The sequence below is a fragment of the Herbaspirillum sp. 1173 genome (assembly GCF_031455335.1).
GTDB lineage: Bacteria > Pseudomonadota > Gammaproteobacteria > Burkholderiales > Burkholderiaceae_D > Herbaspirillum > Herbaspirillum huttiense.
Genome location: NZ_JAVDSP010000001.1, coordinates 468,491 through 491,036, shown reverse-complemented (window position 1 = coordinate 491,036; position 22,546 = coordinate 468,491). Strand labels below are relative to the sequence as shown.

Genomic DNA, 22,546 nt, shown 5'->3' with positions numbered 1-22,546 from the left:
GAAAGATAAGCGATCAGAGCACGACTTCGTCGCGCGTGGGAATGGAGGTCTGGGCACCGACGCGGGTCACGCTCAGGGCGGCCGCCGCCTGGGCATAGGCGATGGCGTCGAACTGATCGCGGCCCTGCGCAATGGCACCGATGAAACCGCCGATGAAAGTGTCGCCTGCCGCCGTGGTGTCGACCGCCTGTACCTTGCGCGCCGGCAGATGGCGCTGCTGGCCGTCGGCGAAGGAGCCGTAGACGCCCTTCTCGCCCAGCGTCACCACCACGTTGCGCGCGCCCAGCCCGTGCAACTTCTGCGCCAGCAGCGGGATGTCCTCGGATTGTTCCTCGGCCAGCATGGCGGCTTCGATTTCGTTGAGGATCAGGTAATCGATCTTCTGCAGCAGTGCACGGGGCAAGGCTTGTGCCGGTGCGGGATTGAGCACTACGGTCTTGCCCAGGGCGTGAGCCAGTTCGATGCTGTGGATGACGGTCTCCATCGGCACTTCCAGTTGCAGCAGCACGATGGAAGCCTGTTCGATCACGGGGCGCGCGCGTTCGATGCGCTCCACGTCCAGGCGGCCATTGGCACCGGCGGCGATGACGATGCTGTTCTGGGCATTGGCGTCGACCATGATGGAGGCGATACCGGTGGCTTCGCCTGCGACTTCGTCAATGTAACGGTCATCGATGCCGCAGGCGGTGATCGACTGGCGCATCTGGCCGCCGAAGGCATCGTCGCCCACGCAGGCCACCATGGCCACCGAGGTGCCCGGTGCGGCCAGGCGGGCGCAAGCCACGGCCTGGTTGGCGCCCTTGCCACCGGGGATGGTCATGAATTTTTCGCCGGCCAGGGTTTCACCCGGCAAGGGCATGCGCGGTACGCGCAAGACCAGGTCCATGTTGACGCTGCCGATGATGACGATCATGTGTGTTCTCTCGTGCTCTGTTGAAGTGTTTCTTGTTCAGGTCGGGTTCCGGAGCGGGCCGGTCGAGCCGCGCAGCTGGAGTTGCGGTGCCACCGTCTCGCGGCGCGCCGGCAAGCCGGGGTCGGCGATGCGTTCCAGCAGGAACTGCGCCGTCAGGTTGCCCAGCTTGCGGGTATTTTGTGCCACCGTGGTCAGGGGCGGATGGACGAATTGCGCCAGTTCGATATCGTCGAAACCTACCACCGACAATTCGCCCGGCACCTCGATCTGCAATTCACCGGCGGCACGCAACACGCCGATGGCCATCATGTCGTTACAGCAGAAGATGGCATCCGGCCGTGCGCCCTGCGCTCGTCCCTGCAGCAATTGCATCGCAGCCTGATAACCGCCGATGCCGCTGAAGTCGGCATGCAGCAGGTCGCCGTCGGCCAGCGCCAGGCCGCCCGCCCGCAGGGTCTGGCGGAAGCCCTGCACGCGCTCGTCCGACAGTTCCAGCCCATCCGGCCCGGCAATGCAGGCCACGTGGCGGCGCTGCAAGTCCAGCAGATGGCGCGCCGCCAGGCTGCCGCCGAGCGCGTTGTCGGTGCTGACCAGATCGATGTCCAGCTCCTTGGGCGCACGGTCCAGCAGGACCGTCGGAATATCGAGCCTGCCCGCCGGATTGAGATCGGCCTGGTTCAGGGTGGCGATGATGAGGCCATCGCAGCGCTTGGTCTGCAGGACTTGCAGGTAGTCGCGCTGCTTGTCGGGATCATCGTCGGAATTGCAGAGGATGACGCTGTAGCCGGCGCCATAGCAATGATCTTCGATCCCGCGCGCCAGCTCCGAAAAGTACGGGTTGGTGTTGTTGGGAATGATCAGGCCGATACTGCCCGTGACCTTGCTGCGCAATGACCGCGCCAGTGCGCTGGGCACGTAGTCCAGTTCCTTGACGGCGGCCAGCACGCGCTCACGGGCGTCGCTGCTGACCGGGCGCGTCTGGTTGAGCACATGCGAGACCGTGGTGTAGGACACCCCGGCCAGCCTGGCGACATCCTTGATGGTGGCCATGGCGAATTCGCTCAGCGGGCGTGGCGTTGGCCGCGACGGCGATAGGTATCCAGGATCACGGCGACCACGATGACGGCGCCGGTGATGATGCGCTTCATCGGCTCGCTCACGCCAACCTGGGCCAGGCCCGCTTCCAGCACGGAGATGATCAATACGCCGATGAAGGTGCTGACGATGGAACCCCGGCCGCCCATCAGGCTGGTGCCGCCGATGACGACCGCCGCGATGACTTGCAGCTCCATGCCCACGCCGCCGTTGGGATCGGCCGCTTCCAGGCGCGAGACCTGGAACAGCGCCGCAATACCGGCCAGCGCGCCCATCAGGGCGAAGGCCAGGATCTTGCTGGGATTGGGGTTCACACCGGACAGGCGCACCGCTTCTTCATTGGTGCCGATGCCGATCCAGTAGCGGCCCAGCACGGTGCGGGTCAGCACCAGTTGGGCGATGATCACGATGGCGATGGCCGACAGGAAGGCCGGCGACATGCCGAACAGAATCGGCGAGCTGATCACGTCCACCGCGCTGCCGATGTATTCGGTGCGCGAGTTGGTGACCTGGTAAGCCAGGCCACGTGCGATCTCCAGCACACCCAGCGAGACGATGAAGGAAGGAATGCGCCAGTGCACCGAGACCAGGCCGGTCAGCGTGCCGCACAGCGCCGCCACCACCACGCCCAGCGGTGCCGCAGCGTACAGCGGCCAGCCCCAGCGCACCATGGCCATGGACAGCATGGAGGCCGCCAGTGCCATCACCGAGCCGACCGAGAGGTCGATGCCGCCGATGATGAGGATGAAGGTCATGCCCACCGACATCACCACCAGCGGCGGGATGTCATTGGAAAGCGTGATGAAGGTCGCCGCACTGAGGAAGTTCTCGCTCAGGAAGGCGAACATCACGCACATGGCCAGCAAGGCCGCGATCAGGCCCAGGTAGTTCTTGAAACCGGCCAGGTAGGCCGCTTGCCGGCTGGCGGCGGGGGTAGAGGAAGAAGTTTGCATCTGTCTCGTTGATTCTTGGCAGTTGATAGTCGGGGCCGCAGGGTCCGGCCGCTCAGGCGGTGTTGCCCGCCACATGCGCCGCCGCGGCGGCTTCCTGGCGTCCCACATAACCGCTGAAGGCGGCCGCCAGGATGCGCTCCTGCGACCAGTCATCGCGGCTGAAGGTATCGGCAATGCGGCCTGCGCTCATGACGGCGATACGGTCACAGATCTGCATCAGCTCGCGCAGGTCGCTGGAGACCACCAGCAAGCCCTTGCCCTGCGCCGCCAGTTCGGCGAAGAGGCGATAGATATCGGACTTGGCGCCGATGTCGATACCGCGCGTGGGTTCATCGAACAACATGATGGGGCAATCGCGGTACAGCCAGCGGGCGATCACCACCTTCTGCTGATTGCCACCCGACAGTTCGCCGGCGGCTTGCGCCACACTGCCGCTGCGGATGCGCAGTTTCTTCACATAGTCCTGCGCCACGCTGCTCTCGGCCGCGTGATCGAGCATGCCGGCGCGGCTCACGCTGCCCAGATTGGCCAGCGAGGTATTGACGCTGATGGCTTGCGGCAGCAGCAGCCCCTGCCCTTTGCGGTCTTCGGTGACCATGGCGATACCGGCCTTGACCGCATCCTTGGGACTGCGGATGCGCGCAGGCTGCTGGCTGTCGCCAATGAAGATCTCGCCCTGATCGGCACGGTCTGCGCCAAAGATCAGGCGCAGGAGTTCGGTCCGGCCGGAGCCGATCAGGCCGGCAATGCCCAGCACTTCACCGGCGTGCAGCGCCAGGCTGGCCGGCTGCACGACTGGAGCACGCCCGAGGCTACGAATGCGCAGCACCGGAGCACCGATGTGGCGATGTTCGGCATCGAGGTCAACCTTGGTCAGCTCACCGGCCATCAGTTGCACCAGTTGCTCGGTCGAATAACGGCCGATGTCATCATTGCAGACCAGCTTGCCATCGCGCAGAACGACGATGCGGTCGGCGATGCGCTTCAATTCTTCCAGCCGGTGCGAGATGTAGATGATGGCCACACCTTCGGCGCGCAGGCGCTCGATGCGCGAGAACAGCAGTTCCACCTCGCGGTTGGTCAGCATGGCCGTGGGTTCGTCCAAGATCAGGCAGCGGCAGCTGCCGATCAGGTTGCGGGCGATCTCGACCATCTGCTGGTGGCCCAGGCCCAGGTCGCCGACCGGCGTCCACGGGTCGAGCTCACCGAGTCCGACCACTTCCATCTGGGCGCGAGCGGCCTCGGCCAGCTTCTTGCGGTCGATCCAGCCGAAGCGGCGCGGCAGTTTTTCCAGGAACAGGTTTTCCGCAATCGACAGCGTGGGGATCAGGTTCAGTTCCTGCATCACCATGCGGATGCCCAGGCCTTCAGCCTGCGTGCGCGATGTCGGTTGATAGGGCTGGCCATCCAGCGTCATGCCGCCGGCGCTGGCATCGACCAGGCCGCAGATGATCTTGGAGAGCGTGCTCTTGCCGGCGCCGTTTTCGCCGGTCAAGGCCAGCACCTGGCCCGGACGCAGGTCCAGGTCAATGCCATCGAGCACCGGTGCGGCGTAGCTCTTGCCGATGCCGGACAAGGTCAGCAAGGGCGAAGCTTGGGAGGGAGAGGAGTCGTTGGGCTGCATGGTTCTGTAGCGCACAAGGAGGGAGAGGCAAAGCCCCGCGCCCGGTCACGGGCGCAGGTACCTTGCAGAGAAGACGCCAGAGAGCGTCGGTATTACTTGGTGACCAGCGAGACCTTGGTCTCGACCACACCGCCCAGGGCGCTTTGCGGCTTCTTCTCGGTCACGGCCTTGAGGGCGGTCTCGATGCCGAAGACGGCTTGCTGCTGGGCGAACTGGTCCACGGTGGCCAGTACGCGGCCATCCTTCAGCATCGGCTTGATGGCGTTGATGTTGTCGTAGCCCACCAGTTGCACCTTGCCGGTCTTGCCAGCGGCGCGGATGGCTGCCACGGCGCCCAGCGCCATGTTGTCATTGCCGGCCAGGATGGCCTTGATGTCAGGATGCGCGTTCAGGATCGAGGCGGCGACCTTGTTGCCCTGGTCGATTTCCCACTGGCCCGACTGCACGGTCACGACATTCGCACCGACATCCTTCATCGCATCCTGGAAGCCCAGGGTGCGCTGCTGTGCGTTGAAGGTGGTGGACACGCCTTCAATGATGGCGACCTTGTCACCCTTCTGCAGTTGCTTGCCCAGGTAGTCGCCGGCCAGCTTGGCGCCCTTGCGATTGTCGGGGCCCACGAACGGCACGGTGATGCCCTTTTCCTTCAGGGCGGCGTCGTCGAGCTTGTTGTCGATGTTGACCACGATGATGCCGGCATCGATGGCCTTCTTGACCACCGGCACCAGGGCCTTGGAGTCAGCCGGGGCGATCACCAGGGCATTGACCTTGGAGACGATCATCTGCTCGACGATCTTGATCTGGTTGGCGGTGTCCTGCTCGTCCTTGATGCCGTTGGCGATCAGGTCGAACTTGCTGGCGTTGGCCTTCTGGTATTCGCGGGCGCCGTTCTCCATGTTCAGGAAGAACTCGTTGGCCAGCGACTTCATGACCAGGGCCACCTTGGGCTTGGCCGGAGTCTGTGCCATGGCGGCACCGGGAAGGACTGCACATGCCAGGGCGGCGATGGCGAAATGGCGGCGGGTGAATTTGTTCATCTGGGTCTCCAGTATTGATGTTGCCGGCGTTTCCTAGAAGATAGACGCCGTTATAAGTGCGCAAACGTTTGCGCGGAAAGGAGAATAGCACCGCAAAATAAGAAAATAAAGCTGCGGTGCAGCTTTTTTTCATCCTTGGAGATTGCGTGAGGAAGCCCGCTGCAGCCCTTCCCCACCGCCAAAACGGCGAACGGCGGGGAGCGCCGGCAAGACGCTCCCCGCCGTTCTGGCAGGCAAATGCAGGTGTCAAATGACAAGTCGACGATACGCGCGGGAGACCAGCACGGCACCGCTCCCATGTCCACGCCCTTGCGCGGGATGGGAAGCGGCATGCTTCAGGCCAGCACTGGTCCGGTACCCTCGCCTGGCGTCGTTCACGCAGCGCCGGCGTTCATTCCGGCGTGCGTCAGGGTGAATGTTTGGAGGTCAGTGACCGAAATGGGTGCGGCGCCAGACATAAGCTCCGAAGGCACAGCTCCCCACGATCACGTACATCGCATACCACACCAGTGCCTGGCTACCGTAGCTCATGAGCAATTCCATCAGTTTCATGCTTGTCTCCTCTGCTTTTGATGGCCGGGCTGTTATTCGCCTGGCTTATCGTCCCAAGGGGTGAAAATGTCGAAAAGACAATATCCCCGGCTTGCTGCGGGCGCTGTTGTCAGTAGTGTCAGCATCGGCGCCCTTCCACGCCGCGCCGTTACAGGCCCGTGCAAGTATCTTGCTACTGCCAAAAGGTGATGTAAACAATCGCTTGTTCTGCGCAGCAGCAATTCATGGCCGAGCTGCTGGTCGACATTTCGTTGTCGTAGGGATTCACTTCGTCATGTGGAAGCGGAAGCCCGTCGGGACCCCATTTCCGGCCGGAATCGCACTAATGGTGTGCAAACAATTATTTTTTATATAATTTTTTGCATCGCAAAACAGAAAGTCGATATTTCGTCGCCAAATGGCGACTTTTCGTGTGTCTCAAGCGTATTGATGAGGTTTTTGATAGACAACACGCACAGTGGCCGCATGGAAAATGCGGCGCACCGTGATGTTCACGCTGGTGATATCTCTTTGCGCCACAAGACCAGTGTGCCCAGCAAGCCCGCCAGGATGGAGCCGCCCAGCACCCCCAGTTTGAGCTTGGCTTCGAAATCCGCACTCAATCCCTGGAAGGCCAGGCCGCCGATGAAGAGACTCATGGTGAAGCCGATGCCACACAGCATGCAGACGCCGATGAACTGCCGGGTACTGGCACCGGCCGGTGCTGCGGCCAGTCCGCTGCGGATCATCAGCCAGGCTGCATCGAAGACACCGATGGTCTTGCCCAGTACCAGTCCGCCGGCGATGCCGAGCGGGATCGGCTCAAACAGGTTGCCCAGCGACATGCCCTGGAAGGACACGCCGGCATTGGCGAAGGCAAACATGGGCAGCACAAGGAAGGCCACCCAGGGATGCAAGCCATGCTCCAGGGCACCCGCCAGCGGCTGGTCGTCGGCGTCGCGCATGGGAATGGCCAGCGCCGTGACCACCCCGGCCAGCGTGGCGTGGATGCCCGACTTGAGCACGCACACCCAGATCACCAGACCGACGACGATGTAGATATCTGCGCGCCGCACGCCGCTGCGATTGAGCAGCAACAGGACCAGCGTCCCTACCCCGGCCCCGGCCAGCATGCCCAGTGAGAGGTTGTCGGTATAGAAGAGCGCGATGACCACGATGGCGCCCAGGTCATCGATGATGGCCACGGCGGTGAGGAAAACCTTGAGCGAGGTCGGAACCCGCGACCCCAGCAGCATCACGATACCGATCGCAAAGGCGATGTCGGTCGCTGCCGGAATGGCCCAGCCGCGCAGCGCTACCGGATCGCCCAGGTTGATGAGCGCATATATCGCCGCCGGCACCACCATACCGCCCAAGGCCGCTGCCGCCGGCAGGATGGCCTGTTTGCGTGAGGCCAGTTCGCCTTCGACGAATTCGCGCTTGATTTCCAGACCGACCAGGAAGAAGAACACCGCCATCCACAGGTCGTTCACCCACAGCAACAGCGGCTTGGACAAGACCACCAATCCACCGATGTCGACCTTGCCGGGAATTCGGGTGAAGGCCTCGTAGGTTTCTCGCCAGCTGCTGTTGCTGATGATCAGCGCCAGCACCGCAGCGATGGCCAGCACGATGCCGCCAGCGGCTTCATGCGCGAAGAAGCGGGTAAAGGCGTTACCGCCGTGGGCCTGATGAGGGGATGTGGTCAATGCGGGCTCCTTGTTGTCGTCTTCAAAACAAGGCCTGACTGTAACAAAGGCCGAGGTCTTTCTCCAAACTTTCGGCCCCGGGCTCGCGATGCGCGGACAAAAAAAAAATGGGCCGTCCCTCTCCACAGGAACGGCCCGACCCTCCACACCACAAACCTTCATGACGGCATTTTCAACCGCCCTATGCGCACGCATGCGGTGCGCATCTCTTCATCTTTTCGCCAATCAGCGATAAACCAGCACCGGTACCTTGCTATGCGCCAGCAGCTTCTGGGTCTGGCTGCCGAGCAGCAGGCGGCCCAGCGTGGAACGGGCCTTGGAGGCCATGATGATGGCATCGCAGTGCTCGCGTTCGGCCACGCGCATGATCTCTTCGTAGGGACGTCCACCCTGGGCCACCTGCACCGTGCAGGGGACACCTTCTTCACGGGCCATCGCGGTGATCATCTCGACGCTGGCCAGGGCACGTTCGCGACCGGCTTCATCGGTGCGCTCCACATCCACGCCGACGCTGACTTCAGGAATCGACAAGGCCCGCAGATTGCCTGCTACCGACAAGCCAACCAAGGTGCTGCCGCAGCTCTTGGCCAGCGCGATGGCGGCCTTGACGGATTCGTTGCACAGACGGGAACCATCGGTTGCCAACAGGATGTTCTTGAACATGATGACCTCAGCAGGTGACTGGATTGCGTTGACTTGGTATGACTGCATACTAAGCCTCGCCTGCATGAACGGATTTGACATGCATCAAGCCGCCCGGGCTGCAGCGCCGCAGCTGGCCTGCGTTTGCGCTGGATCAAATGGTACGGGCGCAGGCTCGCATCAGGGATGAAACGCCATGAAGCGCGTCACCAGCGCCTTCAGCACCGGCTTGAGCCGATCTGCCAACGCTGCCTGCAACGCGTAAGGTGCGTGCTCCTGCATGTAGCTGCGCTGCGCCAATTCCAGTTGGAGGGCATGGACCTGCCGGGCGGGCTGGCCGTAATGACGAGTGATGTAGCCGCCTTTGAAGCGGCCATTGAGTACGGCGGGAAACTGCGGTGCCAGTTGCTGCGCCAGCGCCAGCAAGTCTTCTCCAAGACCAGGTGCGCAGGCAGCACCGCTGGCAGTTCCGAAATTGAAGACCGGCAGTTCGCCCTCGAACAGATGCGGAATCACCGAGCGGATCGAGTGCGCATCCCACAGCAGCGCGTAGCCATGCACTGCCTTCAGGCGCGCCAGTTCGGCCTGCAGTGCCGCATGATAGGGATGCCAGTAGACCTGCAGGCGGCGTGCGACCTCGGCGGCATCCGGCTCACAGCCCTCGCGGTACAGCGGCAGGTTGTCGAATGTCGTCAGCGGACACAGCCCGGTGGTGTTCTGCCCCGGATACAGGCTCTGTCCGTCCGCTGGCCGGTTGAGATCGATCACGTAACGTGAATGAAAAGGACGAATCACCGAAGCACCAAGACCAACGGCAAAATCATAGAGCTCGGCGATATGCCAGTCGGTATCGTCCACCTGCAGGCCAACCGCACTAAAGGAGGCCAGCAACTCCTCCGGCAGACGGGTGCCCACGTGAGGCATGGAAATCAGCAGGGGCGAACTGCCCTGGTGCAGTTGGCAAATATCGTGCGGCATTACTGGCATCGTGCGGTCCTCAATCCTTCAACAATTCGGCAATCGCGCGGCGATAGGCGCGGCGCGCATCATCCTGCAAGGGGTGCTGCCCGGCGGTCACCACCTGGCGGCCACCCACGTAGACATCCTGGATGGGCTGGCCATCATGCTCGCAAAACACCAGTGCCGAGAGCAATTGCCCGGGGCTGCGATCGGCCAGGTTGACGTCGTCCCCGTCGAGGACCACGAAATCCGCCTGCTGCCCCACAGCCAGCCCGGCGACCGCGCGGCCGCTGGCAGCCGCACCGCCTGCCACGGCCTGGGCAAACAGGCGGTCGGCCGTGGCCGGTGACGCTTCGGAGGCCAGCACGTTGCGCCGGCGATGATGCAAGCGTTGTCCATACTCCAACAGCCGCAATTCGGAACGCGGGTTGATGGCGATATTGCTGTCCGAGCCCAGGCCCCAGGGAGTCCGGGACTGCAAAAGCTGCCCGGCATCAATGATGCCATCGCCCAGATTGGCCTCGGTCGTCGGGCACAGTCCCACGATCGCACCACTGGCGGCCAGATCCAGGTATTCCGCTTGATCCATGTGGGTGGCGTGAATCAGGCACCAGCGCGCATCCACCTCCTGCAGCGACAGCAGCAATTGCACCGGACGCTGGCCGCACCAGGCCAGGCAATCCTGAATCTCGCGCCACTGCTCGGCGACGTGGATGTGAACGGGAGCGTCGCGTCCTCCCGGCTGCTGGCGCAGGCCGCTGACCAGTTCTTCCAGGCCTTGCGGCGATACCGCCCGCAGCGAATGCGGGGCTGCGCCATAGCGGCGCATCGGGTTCTCCGGCAAGGCGTGCAGCAGGCGCTCGCGCAGGGCCAGCAGGTCGTCAGGCGTCGCGATGAAGCGCGCCTGCTCCTGCGAACCCGGCTGGCCCCCGAAGCCGCCGTACTGGTACAGCACCGGCAGCAGGGTCATGCCGATGCCCGCCTCGGACGCCGCCTGCATCAGCCGCAGCGCCAGTTCGGCGCGGTCGGCGTAGGGGCTGCCGCCCGGGGCGTGGTGCAGATAATGGAATTCGCAGACGGAGGTATAGCCCGCTTTGAGCATCTCGATATAGAGATGGCAGGCAATGGCGTGCAGGTGCTCCGGCTGCAGTCGCTGGGCAAAACGGTACATCAGCTTGCGCCAGCTCCAGAAGGAATCCGAAGGACTGCCCATGACCTCGGTCAGGCCGGCCATGGCACGCTGGAAGGCATGCGAATGCAGATTGGGCATGCCGGCAATCACCGGCCCGGATGCCTGCGCTGCTGTGCCAGGCGCGCTGCGGGCGCTGATCTCGATCAGGCGTCCGGAGTCATCCCAGCGCAGCAGGACGTCATGCTGCCAGCCATCCGGCAGCAAGGCCAGCGGGCAAAACAGGGCACGCGCCGATTGGCGAGGGAGCGCGTGCGCATGCGGCTGTGGATGTGCATGCAGGTGTTGCTGTGTTTGTTCGCCAAGCGATGCCATATGCTCACCTTTTATACTGGCGGTTTTGTAGTGTATGCCGGACACCGTTGTGCCGCTTGCAGCGGGTGGAATCAGAACGGCCTCGGCGCTTCAACGCTTACATGTGCTGGCCTTCCTTTTGCTTGGGGATGATGCAGACCAGCACCACCACCGCCCCTGGCGCACAAAGCAGATCGGGCATGCGCGCTCTGTGCCCTGGTTGCAGCCGCGCGAACTGGCCGGCGCGCAAGGCCTGTTGCAGACCGTCTTCATCGGAAAGGCAGGCGGCGCCTCTTGCCACGTACAACAAAGCGCTGTGGCTGGGCAGGCAACGCGAATTGCGCTCGTCCAGCATCACTACCCTGCCCTCGGCGACTTCACGCCGCACCATCAGGTTGAAGTCCAGCGTGGGCGCACCATGCATCCGCACCTGGATCGGCTGCTCGCCGGGGAAGTCGTAGGGCGCAAAGCAGTGCGCCAGATCGTGGACCTGCCGTCCCTCGCTGTGCAGCGTGAAACCGCCGCCTTCAAGCAGGACGATGGTGCGATCGATACCCTCGAAGGTGGAAAAATCTGCATCGCTACCGACGTCGGCCACGCTGGCCCGCCAGATAAAACTGGCGAAGTCGGCCTCTGGCGGCTCCACGCACAGTTCACGGGTCTGCCCGCCCTCGTTCTTCCAGGGGACGGCTGCCACGCTGGCCAGCTCGCCGACGAACGCTATCGCGCCGTGCTGCGGCACCCCGGAACCCGCCACCGCATGGGCTTTACCCGGCATGACCCACCTCGCGGGCCAGCATGGTTTGCAAGAAACTGCGGGTACGTGCCTCGCGCGGTGAAGTAAATATCTCGGAGGGCGGACCGGACTCGACGATGCTGCCGTGATCCATCACCACCACCACATCGGCCACCTCGCGCGCAAATCCCATCTCGTGCGTGACGATGAGCATGGTCATGCCGTCGCTGGCCAGGTCCTGCATCACCTGCAGTACTTCACCGACCAGTTCCGGATCCAGCGCCGAGGTGGGCTCGTCGAAGAGCATCACCTTCGGTTCCATGGCCAGCGCACGGGCGATAGCCACGCGCTGTTTCTGGCCGCCGGACAAGGTGCCGGGATATTCCTTCGCCTTGTGTTCCAGCCCGACCTTCCTGAGCAGCCGCAGCCCCTGCTCCTGCGCCGCCTTGCGCGGCACGCCGCGCAGGCAGGTCGGTGCCAGGGTGATGTTGTCCAGCACGTTCAGGTGCGGGAACAGGTTGAAGGACTGGAATACCATGCCCACCTCGGCGCGCAGCGCATCGAGCATGGCTTCAGGCATCATGCGCCCGCCCTCGACCACCGTATGACCGCCGACCACCACGGTGCCGCCCTCGGCGGTCTCCAGCCCGTTCAGGCAGCGCAGCAAGGTGCTCTTGCCACTGCCGCTGGGGCCGATGATGACGACCACCTGACTTGGGGCGACCGAAAAATCGATGTCCTTGAGCACGAGATGGCTGCCGAAGGATTTGCGCAAGCCTTTGATATCGACCACGCTGTGTTCCATCACACCCTCCCTTCGGAGCGCAGGACCTTCTCGATCCGGCGCAGCGCCAGCGTGGTCACGCTGGTCAGCACAAGATAGATCAGGGCAATGACCAGATAGGTTTCCAGCGAGCGGTAAGTAATGCTGATGATCTTCTCGCCCTCATGCATCAGGTCGGCAATGGTCAGCAGCGACACCAGTGCCGAGTTCTTGATCAGCGCGATGAATTCATTGCCCAGCGGCGGAATCATGCGCACGAAGGCCTGCGGCAGGATCACGCGGCGCATCGCCATCCGATAAGGCAAGCCCAGCGAGCGTGCCGCTTCCATCTGGCCGCGTTCGATGGACTGGATCGAGCCACGCACGATTTCCGAAATATAGGCAGCGCTGTAGATGCCGAGCCCGAGGATGCCGCACACATACGCCGGCAGAATCACGCCCACATGCGGCAATCCGAAGAACCACAGGAACAGTTGCACCAGTAAGGGCGTGCCGCGTACCAGCGTGAGATAGAAAGTACACAGACCATACAACAGCCGGCGCTGCGGATTGAGTCGCCCCAGGCCGGTCAGCAGGCCCAGCACGCACCCCAGCACCAGCGAGGCGGCGGTGATTTCCACGGTCACCATGGTGCCGTGGAGGAGCGAGGGCCAACTGTCCCAGACGCCCGAAAAATCCAGTTTCATGAAGTGCTCCGGCAAAAGGAGTCGCTTGCCCGGTCACGGCTGGCGGACCGGGTCGGCCATGCAGAGAGGAATGGAGGAGCCCGGCGACAACGCCAGGCCAGGTGCGCAGGATCTCAGTCCTTCCTGGCAAACCACTTTTCGGTCAGCGCATCGTAGGTGCCGTTCATGCGCAAGGTCTGCAGGGCCTTGTTGAGATGCTCGACCAGCGCGGTATCGTTCTTGCGCAGGGCAAAACCATACAGTTCGGTGGTCAATCCCTTGTCCAGCACACGTACCAGCGGCTGGGTGCGGGCATATTCGACGGCGGCCGGACGGCCGGTCACCACCGCATTGACGCGGCCGGTGGCCAGCAGGTCGAACATGGCCTGGTTCTTTTCCACTTCCACGCGTTCCACGCCGGGGAAGTTGTCACGCAGATAGCTCACCGATTTGGTGCCGACCTGGACCGAGACGCGCTTTCCCTTGTTCAGGTCTTCCGGCACCTTGATGCTGTTGTCGTCACGCCGCACCAGCACGGCCAGACCACCCCGATAGTAGGGATCGCTGAAGGTAACCACCTTGCGGCGCTCGTCGGTCATGTAGATGGCCGAGGCAGCGATGTCGAAGCGGTTGGAAATGAGGCCGGGAATCAGGCCCTTGAAGTCGATGTCGATCCACTGGATCTTCTTGCCCATGGTTTTGGCCAGGGCTTCCATCAATTCGATATCGAAACCGGTACGTTTGCCATCCTTGACGAATTCCATCGGCGGGAAGGTGGCATCGGTACCGACACGGATCACGTTGTCGGCGGCACGGGCGGCAGGCGCGGCCGCCACCAGCAGAAACAGGCTGGCCGAGACGGCGCACAGCAGGCGGGAAAGCTTCATCATGAGTTCCTCGGTAGAAACGACGACATGGACTGGACGCCGGGGTACCGGCGTAATGGATTATTCATCCCTGGGCCCGGATGGGGCCCTCCCGCGTCCAGCCAGCACCGTCTCTCCGGACGGCGCAGCCTGACTGGCTTAAAAACGATTACATATGCGCTGGGCGGACTCCACCGTCATGCGGACCAGCTCCTGTTCGCGGTTACCCACGCGCAGGGCCGGCGCCATCAGGGTGATGGTGCCTTCCAGGCGGCCATTTGAAGTCATGATGGGTACCGAGACGCCCCACACGCCCAGGTCCACTTCACTCTCGCTGATGGAATAGCCGCGACGGCGAATCTCATCGAGCTGTGCTTCCAGCGCGGCGGCTTCCTCGGGCTTGTCGCCCAGCTGGTCAGCCACCAGTTTCTGTTGCAGCTTGCGTGGCATGAAGGCCAGCAGGCTCTTGGCCGATGCTCCCTTAAGCAAGGGATGTGCCCGGCCCTTGGTGAAGGAACAGCGCAGTGGCTGATCGCTTTCTTCCATGGCGATGCACACCATCTGGCCATTGATCGGCACCAGCAGGCCCACGCTCTCCCCGCTGCGCTGGACCAGCGAAATGATTTCCTCGCGGCTCTGGCTGATGAGGTTGGAGTTCTGGTCGAACCCCCACGCCAGCTGCACCCCGGTCGGACCCGGCTCGAAGGTGCCGGAATTCATGTGCTCCTGCAACAGTCCCCATTTCTTGAGGGATGCCAGGTGGCGATAAACGGTACTGACCGGTTGTTGCACCATCGCAGCAATCTGCTTGGCACTGACGGGCTTGCCGGCACGGGCCACGCCGGCGAGTACGTGGAGAACGCGGTCAACGATGGTAGAGGTTTGTGGTGAGTCCATGGCGGCAATATAAGGTTAAATTCTCACTTTGGGCGAACGATTCCCGTATATGAGGAAATAAATAGAAAAATTTTGAGCTACTTTTTCATATATTCCCAGCGGGCGGCTGAATTTTCTCACCTGTAACGAAAATTGCCTCATGCTATTTTTTTACTAGGTAGTGCCGAAAATATTCTAGTGTCGACACTTCTTCCATTTTTCAGGCGAAGTGCTATGATTAAACGCATCAAATCCCTTGGATTGTTGACACGGTAAAAAACCCATGAGCGAGCTGATTGCACTGCCTGGTGCCGAACGTGAGGGAGAGACCCTCTCAGAACACGTTTTTCGCAAAATCCAGAGCGCCATCGTGCAGGGCGAGATCGCGCCCGGCAGCAAGATTTCCGAACTGGAACTGGCCCGCACCTATGGCATCAGCCGCGGACCGCTGCGCGAAGCCATCCACCGGCTGGAAGGCCAGAACCTGCTGGTGCGCGTGCCGCACGTGGGAGCGCGCGTGGTTTCACTGACCCTGGAAGGGCTGGTGGAACTGTTCCAGATCCGCGAATCGCTGGAAGGCATGGCTTGCCGCCTGGCGGCGCAGCGCATGAGCCGCGCCGAGCTGGACGAGCTGCGCCGGGTGCTGGAAACCCACGAGAAGGACGAAGCCTTCCAGGCCGGACGCGGCTATTACCAGCAGGAAGGCGACTACGACTTCCATTACAAGATCATCCAGGCCAGCGGCAACCAGATCCTCACGCGCATTCTCTGCGGCGAGTTGTACCAGCTGGCGCGCATGTATCGCATCCAGTATTCGGCCGCACCCAACCGGCCACGCCAGGCCTTTGCCGAACACCACCGCATCCTCGATGCCCTGGCCGATGGCGACGGCGAACTGGCCGACCTGCTGATGCGGCGTCACATCGGGGCCTCCCGCCGCAACATCGAACACCAGATCGCCCAGACCGGGCCCGGCAGTACCGGGCAGCAGCGCGATCAGGCCTGAACGCATTCCTCCACACAACAACCATTCCATCAACGAGACACGAGCCAACCGCCATGAATACCCAATACCGCAAGCAACTGCCCGGCACCCGACTGGATTATTTCGATGCCCGCGCCGCCGTGGAAGCGATCCGTCCTGGCGCATGGGAAACCCTGCCCTACACTTCCCGTGTGCTGGCAGAAAACCTGGTGCGCCGCTGTGATCCGGCGACCCTGACGGATTCACTGCGCCAGCTGATCGAACGCAAGCGTGAACTGGACTTCCCGTGGTTCCCGGCGCGCGTGGTGTGCCACGACATCCTGGGCCAGACCGCGCTGGTGGATCTGGCCGGCTTGCGCGACGCAATTGCCGACATGGGCGGCGACCCGGCCAAGGTCAACCCGGTGGTACCGGTGCAACTGATCGTGGACCATTCGCTGGCGGTGGAATGTGGCGGCGACGATCCGCAGGCCTTCGAAAAGAATCGTGCCATCGAAGACCGCCGCAATGAAGACCGCTTCCACTTCATCGACTGGACCAAGCTGGCGTTCGAAAACGTGGACGTGATCCCGCCCGGCAACGGCATCATGCACCAGATCAACCTGGAGAAGATGTCGCCGGTGATCCACGCCAAGGATGGCGTGGCCTTCCCCGACACCCTGGTCGGCACCGACAGCCACACCCCGCACGTGGACGCGCTGGGCGTGATCGCCATCGGCGTCGGTGGCCTCGAAGCGGAAAACGTCATGCTCGGCCGCGCCTCCTGGATGCGCCTGCCCGACATCATCGGCGTGGAACTGAGCGGCCGCCGCCAGCCCGGCATCACGGCCACCGACATCGTGCTCTCGCTGACCGAATTCCTGCGCAAGCAGAAGGTGGTGGGGGCCTATCTGGAATTTTATGGCGATGGCGCGGCCAGCCTGACGCTGGGGGATCGCGCCACCATCTCCAACATGGCCCCGGAGTATGGCGCGACGGCCGCCATGTTCTCCATCGATCAACAGACCATCGATTACCTGAAGCTGACCGGACGTGAAGATGAACAGGTCAAGCTGGTGGAAACCTATGCCAAGGAGGCCGGCCTGTGGTCCGATACGCTGGCCAAGGCCGAATACGAGCGCGTGCTGCGCTTCGACCTCTCCACCGTGGTCCGCACCCTGGCCGGTCCCAGCAATCCGCACAAGCGCCTGCAGGTCTCCGAACTGGCCGCCCAAGGCATCGCCGGCAAGGTGGAGAACGAGCCAGGCAAGATGCCCGATGGGGCCGTCATCATCGCCGCCATCACCAGCTGCACCAACACCAGCAACCCGCGCAACGTGATCGCAGCCGCCCTGCTGGCACGCAATGCCAATCGCCTGGGCCTGACCCGCAAGCCGTGGGTGAAGAGCTCGCTGGCACCTGGCTCCAAGGCGGTGGAACTGTATCTGGAAGAAGCCGGCCTGACCGCTGACCTGGAAAAGCTGGGCTTCGGTATCGTCGCCTTCGCCTGCACCACCTGCAACGGCATGTCAGGCGCGCTCGATCCGAAGATCCAGCAGGAAATCATCGACCGCGACCTCTACAGCACTGCCGTACTGTCCGGCAACCGCAACTTCGATGGCCGCATCCACCCGTATGCCAAGCAGGCTTTCCTGGCCTCGCCGCCGCTGGTGGTGGCCTATGCCATTGCCGGCACCATCCGTTTCGATATCGAACAGGACGTGCTGGGCGTGACCGCCGAAGGGAAGGAAATCCGTCTCAAGGACATCTGGCCCAGCGACGAGGAAATCGATGCCGTGGTGGCTACCGCAGTCAAGCCCCAGCAATTCCGCAATGTCTACACCCCGATGTTCTCCGCCCGCGTGGACCGCAGCCAATCGGTCAGCCCGCTGTACGACTGGCGTCCCCAAAGCACCTACATCCGCCGTCCGCCCTACTGGGAAGGTGCGCTGGCCGGTGAGCGCACGCTCTCGGGCATGCGGCCGCTGGCCGTGCTGGGCGACAACATCACCACCGACCACCTCTCGCCCTCCAACGCCATCCTGCTCGACAGCGCGGCCGGCGAATACCTGGCCAAGATGGGCTTGCCGGAAGAAGACTTCAATTCCTACGCCACCCATCGCGGCGACCACCTGACCGCGCAGCGCGCCACCTTTGCCAATCCCAAGCTGTTCAACGAAATGGTCAGGAAGGCCGATGGCAGCGTGCAACAAGGTTCACTGGCGCGCCTGGAACCGGAAGGCAAAGTCATGCGCATGTGGGAAACCATCGAAACCTACATGGAGCGCAAGCAGCCGCTGATCATCATTGCCGGGGCTGATTACGGCCAGGGTTCCTCGCGCGACTGGGCCGCCAAGGGCGTGCGCCTGGCGGGTGTGGAAGCCATCGTGGCCGAAGGCTTCGAACGCATCCACCGTACCAACCTGATCGGCATGGGCGTGCTGCCGCTGGAATTCAAGGCCGGCGAAAACCGCAATACCTACGCCATCGACGGTACCGAAACCTATGACGTCATCGGCCAGCGCCGTCCGCGCGCCGACCTGACGCTGGTGATCCACCGCAAGAATGGCGAGCGTGTGGAAGTGCCGGTGACCTGCCGCCTCGATACCGCCGAAGAAGTGTCGATCTACGAAGCCGGCGGCGTGCTGCAACGCTTCGCCCAGGATTTCCTGGAAGCCTCCGCCAACGCCGGCCAGAACGCCAAGGAACAAGCATGAGCCAAGTCCCCCAGATCCGAATTGCCGCCACCCACCTGCGGGGCGGCACCAGCAAAGGCGTCTTCTTCAAGCTGGATGACCTGCCCGAAGCCGCCCGCGTCCCGGGCCCTGCGCGCGACAAGCTGCTGCAGCGCGTGATCGGCAGTCCCGATCCCTATGGCAAGCAGATCGACGGCATGGGCGGTGCGACTTCCAGCACCAGCAAGACAGTGATCATTTCACGCAGCGAGCGGCCGGGCCATGATGTCGACTACCTGTTCGGTCAGGTCTCCATCGACAAGGATTTCGTGGACTGGAGCGGCAATTGCGGCAACCTGTCCGCAGCCGTCGGCCCCTTCGCGATTTCCGCCGGGCTGGTGGACCCGTCCAAAGTGCCGCAGGACGGCGTGGCCGTCATCACCATCTGGCAGGCCAACATCGGCAAGACCATCGTGGCTCATGTGCCCATTCGCGGCGGACAGGTGCAGGAAACCGGCGACTTCGAACTGGATGGCGTGACCTTCCCCGCCGCGGAAGTCCAGCTGGAATTCATGGATCCGGCGGCCGAGGAAGAAGGCGCCGGCGGTGCCATGTTCCCCACCGGGAACGTGGTCGATACGCTGGAAGTGCCCGGCGTCGGCAGCTTCCAGGCCACCATGATCAATGCGGGCATCCCGACCATCTTCCTCAATGCCGACGAGATCGGCTATACCGGCACCGAACTGCAGGACGCCATCAACAGCGATCCCGCCGCGCTGGCCCGCTTCGAGACCATCCGCGCCCATGGAGCGATCCGCATGGGATTGATCAGCAAGGTGGAAGAAGCCGCGACCCGGCAGCACACGCCCAAGGTCGCGTTTGTTGCGCCGCCCAAGGAATATGTCTCTTCGAGCGGCAAGACCGTCACGGTACAGGATACCGACGTGCTGGTGCGCGCCATGTCCATGGGCAAGCTGCACCACGCGATGATGGGTACGGCTGCGGTCGCCATCGGCACAGCAGCGGCCATTCCGGGCACGCTGGTGAACCTGGCAGCGGGCGGCGGCGAGCGCAACAGCGTGCGCTTCGGCCATCCCTCCGGCACCTTACGGGTGGGCGCAGAGGCCAAGCTGGAAGACGGCCAGTGGGTCGTCACCAAGGCCATCATGAGCCGCAGTGCGCGGGTGTTGATGGAGGGTTGGGTGCGGGTGCCGGGGGATGCGTTCTGAGGCGAGGCTGCGGCCAGTGGCTGCAGACATGAAAAAGCCGGCCACCTTGCGGTGCCGGCTTGATCGGCTTGCGGGTCCAGGGTGGACTCAGACGCGGTAGATTTTCTCCCCGGTCTGGACGATCCTGAATTTCTCGTTGGTCAGGGGATCCAGCGCGCGACCATCGGCCAGCTTGTAGCTGCGGCTGAAGGCCCGGGCCGCTTCATCGGCCTCGTCCTGTTGCGTCTGATACACCTCTACGTGGTAAGGTGCGCCGGTCTTGCCCTTGGCATCGAATTTTTCCACCAGATCCATATGTCGTCTCCTTAGTCGTGGCCTAGCGCCAAGGTCAACGATAGCAGATTTGCCGTGGCTTTCCAGCGCATTGCATGTTGCAGCGCACAGAGATGAAGCTCTGTCCGCCGTTACCTGCCTCGTCAGAAGTGCAAGGTCACCCCGACGCCGAACTGGCGCGTCACCTCGGCCTTGTTCAGGCCGAATTTGGCGCCGGCATCGATGTCCACCGTCTTGTTGGGCGACCAGATGGCCCCCACCAGGGCATACGAGGGCAATTTCCGGCTGGACGCGTCCTGATTCTGTGCCACGCCGGTATCGGCCACCAGTCGCCATTGTTCGTTCAGCCCATACCAGACCGCCACCGAGGCGCGCCAGATGGTCTTGCGCTTCGTTTCCTGGTCAGTCTCCAGCTTGTACGGGCTATAGCGCAGGCCCAGGTTGCCGTGCAGGGTCCAGGGGCCGGTCTCGTAGGAAGCGATGCCAGTCAGGCCCATGCCGTTGCGGCCGCTCCCCAGCCCCTTGCTTTCCTCGCCGCTGGGCATGAACAATTCCGGCTTGAGCGCCAGCGCCAGGCCGTCCGCCTCGTAATAGCGCCATTTGGCTCCTGCGGAGACGTCGTTCACCCCCGTGCCGTTAATCGACTGAAAGGTCTGCGGCAGGTTGAAGAACAGGTCGAGCTTGTCGGTAACACCATAGGTGAAGGTAAACGCCCCGACGTGGCCGGCATCGCCACTCTGCTTGCTCCAGTCGGTATTCATTTCGAGCTGGATGCCGCCGGCCCCCTGTACGCCGGCATCGTCGGTGTTCAGCGGATGGGCCGCGAAGGCGGGATGGCTGGCTGCCAGCAGCAGTGCGGTCAGGCAGGACAGACGGATGGTGTTGTTTTTCATGAAAGACCCCACTTTCTTGTACTTTGTGTACTTTGTTTTGATCGGTACGGCATTCGCGTGGCCACACTGACACACCCGTGCCTGCCACGGACGTGACGGAGCACGCCGCAGGCGACGGGTACAGCAAAGTGGTCGGAGCGAACCGAAGGGAAATCGCGCCGCTGCCATGCCGGGACACATTAGCAAAGGAATTTGCCAGGCATTCCGGACAGGAGAGGCGCAGGCAAGGCCTTATTGATGAATATGTCCTCGTTGGTGGCTGCGGTAAATGCCGTGGCTTTTACGGAAGGAACATCAATCTGGCTGGGTTCATCGAGCCTTGCATGCGGCTGGAAGCGAAGTTTTGGCAGGGTCTGATGATGACGGGGAATGCCGGCTGCAGGCGGTTCCTGCAGCGATCCTGACGGTCAACAGAGGCGCTTCATTTCCAGAGCGAGGGGGATAGTACCATCGGCGACTGACAAATCAGCAACAAAAAACTTCGATTTTTCATGACTAAATCTGACGATTCTTGCAGATCCGTCACTCCGGCTTTTCCGCGGCGGCAGCCAGTTCGGTCCCGATCTCGCGCAGCACCCGGGTCGGCACCTTGAGCAAGGCCCCCCAGTCACTCCAGTCCCATGAAACGCGGCCGCACAGGTACTCCAGGCTGGAGAGCGGCAGCTCGAAGCGCTCACCCAGCGCCAGCAGGCGCGGCAGCAAAGCTGGCCGTGCGGCATCGCTGGCCACGCAGACGTCCGCCACGCAGGCCGCCAGTTCCAGCAAGCGAATCAGACGCTGCTGGCGGTCTTCCTCGTCCATGCCGGTATTGTCGGCGTCATGGTGATACAGCACCGTTTCACAGAAGAGCTTGGGGAAATGCCAGTCCTGCATCATCGCGGCGGCCAGCTCCAGGTGATTGAATCCGAACAGCGCCTTTTCTTCCTGGCGCAACTGGCTGCCCTGCACGCCGCTAGCCAGCAGTTCGCCATACCGCTTGGGACGGGCCGAGGCCAGACCCAGGCGGCCGATATCGGCCAGCAGGCCGATGGTGAACATTTCTGCCGGGGGAGCCACCTGCAGCAGGTCGCCCAACGCCTGGCCGGCGCAGGCCATGGCCGTGGAACGGCTCCAGAACAGGTCGTAATCGAATTCCTTGCAATCGCCGCGCCGTGCCGATTCCGTCAGCGAAATCGCCAGCGCCATCTGGCGTACCGCGTGCAGCCCCACCATCAGCAACAGCTCGACATTGACGGCTGCAACCATGCGCCCCTTGTTGATGTTGGGGATGTTGGCAATCTGGATCAGGCGGCCGGCCAGTACAGGGTCGCCCTGCACCTGCGCCACCAGATCCGGCAGCGCGATGTCTTCCTGCTGGCACATCTGCATGATCTTCAGACGCACGCCGGAGGGCGCAGGCAAGACTTCGGAGTCTTGCAGTTCACGGAAAACCTTGGGATCGACGTAATGAGACATGAGGATTGGTGTGATTCTTTTGAGTTCGATGCTTGGCGCAACGCCAATTGGAATTGACGACAAGCATACCCAAATAATAGCCGTTGTGCGTTGCATCATTGCAAACTGAAATCAAGTTTCATGCGTGCTCGCGACCTTCCCGCTGACAGAAAGGCAAGACAGGCACTGACAGCTTCCGGACCG

21 protein-coding genes are annotated in these 22,546 nt (G+C 62.8%); 3 read left to right on the top strand and 18 right to left on the bottom strand.

Annotated features, from left to right (window positions below):
* Nucleotides 1-13: 13 nt before the first annotated feature.
* From rbsK to J2X56_RS02210, 15 genes are all read right to left on the bottom strand, one after another.
* On the bottom strand, nt 14-913 hold the full coding sequence (gene rbsK / locus J2X56_RS02280; protein WP_310157950.1) for a ribokinase: 900 nt from the start codon (nt 911-913) through the stop codon (nt 14-16).
* A gap of 36 nt (nt 914-949) precedes the next feature.
* Nucleotides 950-1,963, bottom strand: a complete 1,014-nt coding sequence (locus J2X56_RS02275) for a LacI family DNA-binding transcriptional regulator (RefSeq protein WP_310157947.1) — start codon at nt 1,961-1,963, stop codon at nt 950-952.
* 11 nt (nt 1,964-1,974) lie between these two features.
* Nucleotides 1,975-2,961 carry an ABC transporter permease gene (locus J2X56_RS02270; RefSeq protein WP_134222355.1) on the bottom strand — a complete coding sequence of 329 codons (987 nt, stop codon included), beginning with the start codon at nt 2,959-2,961 and terminating at the stop codon, nt 1,975-1,977.
* Nucleotides 2,962-3,013: 52 nt separating this feature from the next.
* A complete protein-coding gene (locus J2X56_RS02265; RefSeq protein ID WP_310157941.1) occupies nt 3,014-4,585 on the bottom strand; it encodes a sugar ABC transporter ATP-binding protein in 1,572 nt (523 codons plus the stop codon).
* A gap of 92 nt (nt 4,586-4,677) precedes the next feature.
* The gene (locus J2X56_RS02260; RefSeq protein ID WP_039788120.1) at nt 4,678-5,622 is read right to left on the bottom strand and encodes a sugar ABC transporter substrate-binding protein; all 945 of its coding nucleotides are present in this window, start codon (nt 5,620-5,622) and stop codon (nt 4,678-4,680) included.
* A gap of 426 nt (nt 5,623-6,048) precedes the next feature.
* The gene (locus J2X56_RS02255; protein WP_255475291.1) at nt 6,049-6,174 is read right to left on the bottom strand and encodes a hypothetical protein; all 126 of its coding nucleotides are present in this window, start codon (nt 6,172-6,174) and stop codon (nt 6,049-6,051) included.
* 491 nt (nt 6,175-6,665) lie between these two features.
* On the bottom strand, nt 6,666-7,862 hold the full coding sequence (gene nhaA / locus J2X56_RS02250) for a Na+/H+ antiporter NhaA (protein WP_310157936.1): 1,197 nt from the start codon (nt 7,860-7,862) through the stop codon (nt 6,666-6,668).
* Between the two features lie 225 nt (nt 7,863-8,087).
* Complete coding sequence (locus J2X56_RS02245) at nt 8,088-8,525, bottom strand: universal stress protein (protein WP_039788122.1); 438 nt, start codon at nt 8,523-8,525, stop codon at nt 8,088-8,090.
* Between the two features lie 159 nt (nt 8,526-8,684).
* Complete coding sequence (gene hutG / locus J2X56_RS02240) at nt 8,685-9,482, bottom strand: N-formylglutamate deformylase (protein ID WP_121040183.1); 798 nt, start codon at nt 9,480-9,482, stop codon at nt 8,685-8,687.
* Nucleotides 9,483-9,501: 19 nt separating this feature from the next.
* Entirely contained in the window at nt 9,502-10,968 is a 1,467-nt protein-coding gene (locus J2X56_RS02235) for a formimidoylglutamate deiminase (protein ID WP_121040181.1), read from the bottom strand.
* Nucleotides 10,969-11,065: 97 nt separating this feature from the next.
* Nucleotides 11,066-11,725 (bottom strand): HutD family protein, encoded by a 660-nt coding sequence (locus J2X56_RS02230; protein ID WP_121040179.1) that lies wholly within the window; start codon nt 11,723-11,725, stop codon nt 11,066-11,068.
* Nucleotides 11,715-12,488: an amino acid ABC transporter ATP-binding protein gene (locus J2X56_RS02225; protein ID WP_245201944.1), complete on the bottom strand. Its 774-nt coding sequence runs from the start codon at nt 12,486-12,488 to the stop codon at nt 11,715-11,717. The genes J2X56_RS02230 and J2X56_RS02225 overlap by 11 nt, the downstream gene beginning before the upstream one ends.
* Entirely contained in the window at nt 12,488-13,153 is a 666-nt protein-coding gene (locus J2X56_RS02220) for an amino acid ABC transporter permease (RefSeq protein WP_039788129.1), read from the bottom strand. Before J2X56_RS02220 ends, J2X56_RS02225 begins: the two co-directional genes overlap by 1 nt.
* Before the next feature lie 113 nt (nt 13,154-13,266).
* Entirely contained in the window at nt 13,267-14,019 is a 753-nt protein-coding gene (locus J2X56_RS02215; protein ID WP_134136515.1) for a glutamine ABC transporter substrate-binding protein, read from the bottom strand.
* Nucleotides 14,020-14,157: 138 nt separating this feature from the next.
* Nucleotides 14,158-14,895, bottom strand: coding sequence for an IclR family transcriptional regulator (locus J2X56_RS02210; RefSeq protein WP_034332582.1), 738 nt, complete (start codon nt 14,893-14,895; stop codon nt 14,158-14,160).
* 262 nt (nt 14,896-15,157) lie between these two features.
* Here J2X56_RS02210 and J2X56_RS02205 point away from each other — a divergent pair, with 262 nt between their 5' ends.
* Genes J2X56_RS02205 through prpF form a run of 3 tightly spaced genes read left to right on the top strand, consistent with a single transcriptional unit; the run spans nt 15,158 to nt 19,742 of the window.
* Nucleotides 15,158-15,880, top strand: a complete 723-nt coding sequence (locus J2X56_RS02205) for a GntR family transcriptional regulator (RefSeq protein WP_310157925.1) — start codon at nt 15,158-15,160, stop codon at nt 15,878-15,880.
* 53 nt (nt 15,881-15,933) lie between these two features.
* Complete coding sequence (gene acnD / locus J2X56_RS02200; RefSeq protein WP_310157922.1) at nt 15,934-18,555, top strand: Fe/S-dependent 2-methylisocitrate dehydratase AcnD; 2,622 nt, start codon at nt 15,934-15,936, stop codon at nt 18,553-18,555.
* The gene (prpF, locus tag J2X56_RS02195; protein ID WP_310157919.1) at nt 18,552-19,742 is read left to right on the top strand and encodes a 2-methylaconitate cis-trans isomerase PrpF; all 1,191 of its coding nucleotides are present in this window, start codon (nt 18,552-18,554) and stop codon (nt 19,740-19,742) included. Before acnD ends, prpF begins: the two co-directional genes overlap by 4 nt.
* A gap of 87 nt (nt 19,743-19,829) precedes the next feature.
* On the opposite strand, the gene J2X56_RS02190 is transcribed toward prpF, so the two are convergent.
* The 3 genes from J2X56_RS02190 to J2X56_RS02180 all read right to left on the bottom strand — a co-directional run bounded on the left by J2X56_RS02190 (nt 19,830) and on the right by J2X56_RS02180 (nt 22,363).
* A complete protein-coding gene (locus tag J2X56_RS02190) occupies nt 19,830-20,036 on the bottom strand; it encodes a hypothetical protein (protein ID WP_039788137.1) in 207 nt (68 codons plus the stop codon).
* A 122-nt stretch (nt 20,037-20,158) separates the two neighbouring features.
* On the bottom strand, nt 20,159-20,908 hold the full coding sequence (locus J2X56_RS02185) for a transporter (RefSeq protein ID WP_310157916.1): 750 nt from the start codon (nt 20,906-20,908) through the stop codon (nt 20,159-20,161).
* A 522-nt stretch (nt 20,909-21,430) separates the two neighbouring features.
* Nucleotides 21,431-22,363, bottom strand: coding sequence for an HDOD domain-containing protein (locus J2X56_RS02180; RefSeq protein ID WP_121040171.1), 933 nt, complete (start codon nt 22,361-22,363; stop codon nt 21,431-21,433).
* Nucleotides 22,364-22,546: the final 183 nt, after the last annotated feature.

Excerpts from the sequence above, each read along its gene's own strand:
- J2X56_RS02215 (WP_134136515.1), bottom strand. The coding sequence starts at position 14,019 with ATGAAGCTTTCCCGCCTGCTGTGCGCCGTCTCGGCCAGCCTGTTTCTG.
- J2X56_RS02245 (WP_039788122.1), bottom strand. The coding sequence starts at position 8,525 with ATGTTCAAGAACATCCTGTTGGCAACCGATGGTTCCCGTCTGTGCAAC.
- J2X56_RS02260 (WP_039788120.1), bottom strand. The coding sequence starts at position 5,622 with ATGAACAAATTCACCCGCCGCCATTTCGCCATCGCCGCCCTGGCATGT.
- J2X56_RS02235 (WP_121040181.1), bottom strand. The coding sequence starts at position 10,968 with ATGGCATCGCTTGGCGAACAAACACAGCAACACCTGCATGCACATCCA.
- hutG (WP_121040183.1), bottom strand. The coding sequence starts at position 9,482 with ATGCCGCACGATATTTGCCAACTGCACCAGGGCAGTTCGCCCCTGCTG.
- J2X56_RS02210 (WP_034332582.1), bottom strand. The coding sequence starts at position 14,895 with ATGGACTCACCACAAACCTCTACCATCGTTGACCGCGTTCTCCACGTA.
- J2X56_RS02275 (WP_310157947.1), bottom strand. The coding sequence starts at position 1,963 with ATGGCCACCATCAAGGATGTCGCCAGGCTGGCCGGGGTGTCCTACACC.
- J2X56_RS02230 (WP_121040179.1), bottom strand. The coding sequence starts at position 11,725 with ATGCCGGGTAAAGCCCATGCGGTGGCGGGTTCCGGGGTGCCGCAGCAC.
- prpF (WP_310157919.1), top strand. The coding sequence starts at position 18,552 with ATGAGCCAAGTCCCCCAGATCCGAATTGCCGCCACCCACCTGCGGGGC.
- J2X56_RS02190 (WP_039788137.1), bottom strand. The coding sequence starts at position 20,036 with ATGGATCTGGTGGAAAAATTCGATGCCAAGGGCAAGACCGGCGCACCT.
- J2X56_RS02265 (WP_310157941.1), bottom strand. The coding sequence starts at position 4,585 with ATGCAGCCCAACGACTCCTCTCCCTCCCAAGCTTCGCCCTTGCTGACC.
- acnD (WP_310157922.1), top strand. The coding sequence starts at position 15,934 with ATGAATACCCAATACCGCAAGCAACTGCCCGGCACCCGACTGGATTAT.
- J2X56_RS02225 (WP_245201944.1), bottom strand. The coding sequence starts at position 12,488 with ATGGAACACAGCGTGGTCGATATCAAAGGCTTGCGCAAATCCTTCGGC.
- J2X56_RS02180 (WP_121040171.1), bottom strand. The coding sequence starts at position 22,363 with ATGTCTCATTACGTCGATCCCAAGGTTTTCCGTGAACTGCAAGACTCC.
- rbsK (WP_310157950.1), bottom strand. The coding sequence starts at position 913 with ATGATCGTCATCATCGGCAGCGTCAACATGGACCTGGTCTTGCGCGTA.
- J2X56_RS02205 (WP_310157925.1), top strand. The coding sequence starts at position 15,158 with ATGAGCGAGCTGATTGCACTGCCTGGTGCCGAACGTGAGGGAGAGACC.
- J2X56_RS02185 (WP_310157916.1), bottom strand. The coding sequence starts at position 20,908 with ATGAAAAACAACACCATCCGTCTGTCCTGCCTGACCGCACTGCTGCTG.
- J2X56_RS02255 (WP_255475291.1), bottom strand. The coding sequence starts at position 6,174 with ATGAAACTGATGGAATTGCTCATGAGCTACGGTAGCCAGGCACTGGTG.
- J2X56_RS02270 (WP_134222355.1), bottom strand. The coding sequence starts at position 2,961 with ATGCAAACTTCTTCCTCTACCCCCGCCGCCAGCCGGCAAGCGGCCTAC.
- J2X56_RS02220 (WP_039788129.1), bottom strand. The coding sequence starts at position 13,153 with ATGAAACTGGATTTTTCGGGCGTCTGGGACAGTTGGCCCTCGCTCCTC.